This is a genomic window from Flavobacterium sp. (assembly GCF_049318185.1).
In the GTDB taxonomy this organism is placed as follows: domain Bacteria; phylum Bacteroidota; class Bacteroidia; order Flavobacteriales; family Flavobacteriaceae; genus Flavobacterium.
Genome location: NZ_JBMOGV010000178.1, coordinates 1 through 3,045, shown reverse-complemented (window position 1 = coordinate 3,045; position 3,045 = coordinate 1). Strand labels below are relative to the sequence as shown.

The 3,045-nt window shown below is 34.0% G+C and carries 4 protein-coding genes; all 4 read left to right on the top strand.

The window, feature by feature from the left end; all coding sequences use genetic code 11:
* Nucleotides 1–184: 184 nt before the first annotated feature.
* On the top strand, nucleotides 185–1,204 hold the full coding sequence (locus tag ACOYLT_RS11130) for a hypothetical protein (RefSeq protein WP_422853917.1): 1,020 nt from the start codon (nucleotides 185–187) through the stop codon (nucleotides 1,202–1,204).
* A gap of 317 nt (nucleotides 1,205–1,521) precedes the next feature.
* Nucleotides 1,522–1,743: a helix-turn-helix domain-containing protein gene (locus ACOYLT_RS11125; RefSeq protein WP_422853916.1), complete on the top strand. Its 222-nt coding sequence runs from the start codon at nucleotides 1,522–1,524 to the stop codon at nucleotides 1,741–1,743.
* Entirely contained in the window at nucleotides 1,740–2,066 is a 327-nt protein-coding gene (locus tag ACOYLT_RS11120) for a HipA N-terminal domain-containing protein (RefSeq protein ID WP_422853915.1), read from the top strand. The genes ACOYLT_RS11125 and ACOYLT_RS11120 overlap by 4 nt, the downstream gene beginning before the upstream one ends.
* Nucleotides 2,066–3,045 (top strand): HipA domain-containing protein (locus ACOYLT_RS11115; RefSeq protein WP_422853914.1); only part of this gene is annotated, 980 nt, incomplete at its 3' end. The genes ACOYLT_RS11120 and ACOYLT_RS11115, both read left to right, overlap by 1 nt.

Genomic DNA, 3,045 nt, shown 5'->3' with positions numbered 1-3,045 from the left:
TTTCCCAATAAAACTGTAAATTTAATTCTATGGATTTTCTTTGCACTATTTATACTAAATACAGTAGGAAACCTTTTCGCGAAAACGAATTTTGAAAAATTATTTGCCCTATTAACAGGCCTATCAGCCACATTAATTTGGAATATAATAAAACATAAGAAAACAGCCAACTGATAACGAGGGGTTGGCAAAAGTTTCGGTTAAGTGTTCTGCTGATCCCGATGCATCGGGATGGATAATCATACACCGGGGCGCACTCCGCATCAGTCCGACTCTGGCGGATAGTGAAAATAGCGATCTCCGCCAGCCAGAAAACATAAACAATCATTTTATGAAAAAATTTACAATTCTAATATCATTTTTAATTCCAGCGGTTCTTGCCATTGGACAAATCGCAAATGACGATCAAACTTTTTTTGATTATACTTATAACAAATCCATAATTAAAACCAATAAAATTAAAACTGTAACAATAGAGATGTCATTTCCAAGCGGTAAAAGTTCATCTAAATCAACTTATCACTTCGATAAAGACGGCTTATTAACAAAGGAATCCATAATAGATTCAGGCGGTAAACTTCTTCTTGAATACTACTTTTTTACAAATACTCACGGCGACCTAATATATAGAATCGAAAATGATTATCGGTATAAACGAGTTGATACAGTAAAGTTTTTTAAGTCTTATTCAGACGACAAATTGATTAAAGATTCTTCGAGTCAACTACCAATTTCTTATAATTATGAATATGATTTAAATGGGAACATTTTCAAAACTGTTATTGTTTCAAACTATGGATTAGGCTACTATAATAAAAGAGTAACTATAAATAAATTTGACAGCTTAAATAGAATTTCAAATAGTGTAGAAACGGTTTTCCAAAATGAGATAGACACAACAGGTATTATATATTCTGACCGATATTATTTTTATAACAAAAATGGTAAAATCGTAAAGGAGGTTGAAAAGCTGAATAGCAATTATTCTTCAATGGCTAACAAAGGCTCAATTAACTATTCATATGACAATAAGGGTAATTTGACCGAGATAGTAAGAAACAATGCGGCTTCTTACTATTATAGTTACAATGACAATGGACTAATAACAAAAAGCAGAATGAATATGAAGTTAGATAAAGATGACCTTTTAGACAAAACTATCAAATTTAAGTCCTTTGCTAAATTTAGCTATACATTCAGATAAAACACGTACAGGTTTGGCAAAAGCTGCGGTTCAATACTCTGCAGATCCCGATGCATCGGGATGGTGAATCATCCGCCGGGGCGGATTTCAAATCAAGTTTTGTGGTAAAAGTCCCGCCCATAGCGTAGCCCCAAAACGTTACCACCATTACAGCAAAAACTAAGAGAAATACTCCTATTCAAAATAATAGTGCCATAAGCTGCACTATTTAATACAATTGCATACAAAAAGCAAAAAGAGTATAATATAGTGCGCTTTACTGCTCTTTATATTGTATTTTTAGAAAATTGTATTAGATTTGCATAAAATAATGCTTTATGATGCACTTTATAGAATTAATAAAAACCATAAAAGAGCGTAGGGAAGCACTACAAGTAACACAGGAGGAGTTGGCAGAACTATCAGGTGTTGGATTGAGAACTTTAAAACAGTTTGAAAGCGGTAAAGGTAATCCTACGCTGAAAACATTACATAAGCTATCTGATGTGTTGGGCATGGAGATTTGCCTAAGAATTAAAAATATAACGCATTCAATATGAGAAAAGCCAAAGTTTTATTCAAAAATGAAGAAGCGGGTATCTTGACCCAACACGATGATGGTTCTTTCTCATTTCATTATCACGAAAACTGGGTAGCCAATAGCGATAGGCAAAGTATCAGTTTAACTTTGCCTAAAAACGAAAAGGAATTTCATGCTAAATACCTGTTTCCATTTTTTTACAGCCTGCTTCCAGAAGGTTCTAATAAGCAAGTGGTATGCCAATTAAATAGAATCGACAGAGAGGACTATTTCGGATTGCTTATGACTACTGCAAAAAATGACAGCATAGGTGCCGTTAGAATTATTAAACTAGAAAATTAATGAGCATACCAGCAATTACATATTGTCCGGGTACATTATCTAAAGGTTTTACTACCTATAGCAGAACAGCTTTGAATAGAGTTTTTCAGGGCAAGAAGGTGCATCATGTTTTGTCGTACGATTCTCCAGCATCCAACACAGCAACTAATCAGCTATTTGAAGAGAATCGAAATCGCATGTCGATATCAGGTGTACAAGAAAAATTTTCTGTATTGCTCGACAAAAACAAGTTAAGGCTTATTAATGAAAATGAACAAGGGACTTATATTCTGAAACCAATTCCAGGTGCCGGTAAAAAGCCAGATCAAATGCCTGCCAATGAGCATCTAACCATGCAAATTGCCCGTCAGGTTTATGGAATAGAGACTGCAGAAAATGCATTGATATTTTTTAAAGATGGCACACCTGCATACATCACAAAAAGGTTTGATGTAAAAGAGGATGGTTCAAAATTAGCTCAAGACGACTTTGCTTCCTTAGCAAAAAGAACCCCGCAAACACATGGAGAACATTACAAGTATCTCGGGAATTATTTAGATATATTTGAATTAATGCGCAACTATTTAACAACTTACAAGATAGAAGCGCCAAAACTTTTAAGAATACTTGTGTTTAATTATCTTTTTTCAAATGGAGATGCACACTTTAAAAATTTCTCTATATTAGAAACACCTTATGGCGACTATCGACTGAGCCCTGCATATGACTTACTAAATAGCAGTATCCATATAGAAGATAAAGACTTTGCATTAGATGATGGTCTACTACCTAGAAATCTAGCCCAAGGCAAAATCGGTTTACAATTTGCTAAACTAGCAGAGAAAGCTGCCATCAGTGAAAAGAATTTTCAGGAAATTATGGCATTGATGATTACCCAATCAGATTTAGTTGAAAAAATGGTAGCTGCTTCTTTTCTGAAAGAAAACACTAAAAGAAATTATTTCCAATCTTATCAAGCCCGTTTAAAACAGCTGACTAA

Excerpts from the sequence above, each read along its gene's own strand:
- ACOYLT_RS11125 (WP_422853916.1), top strand. The coding sequence starts at position 1,522 with ATGATGCACTTTATAGAATTAATAAAAACCATAAAAGAGCGTAGGGAA.
- ACOYLT_RS11120 (WP_422853915.1), top strand. The coding sequence starts at position 1,740 with ATGAGAAAAGCCAAAGTTTTATTCAAAAATGAAGAAGCGGGTATCTTG.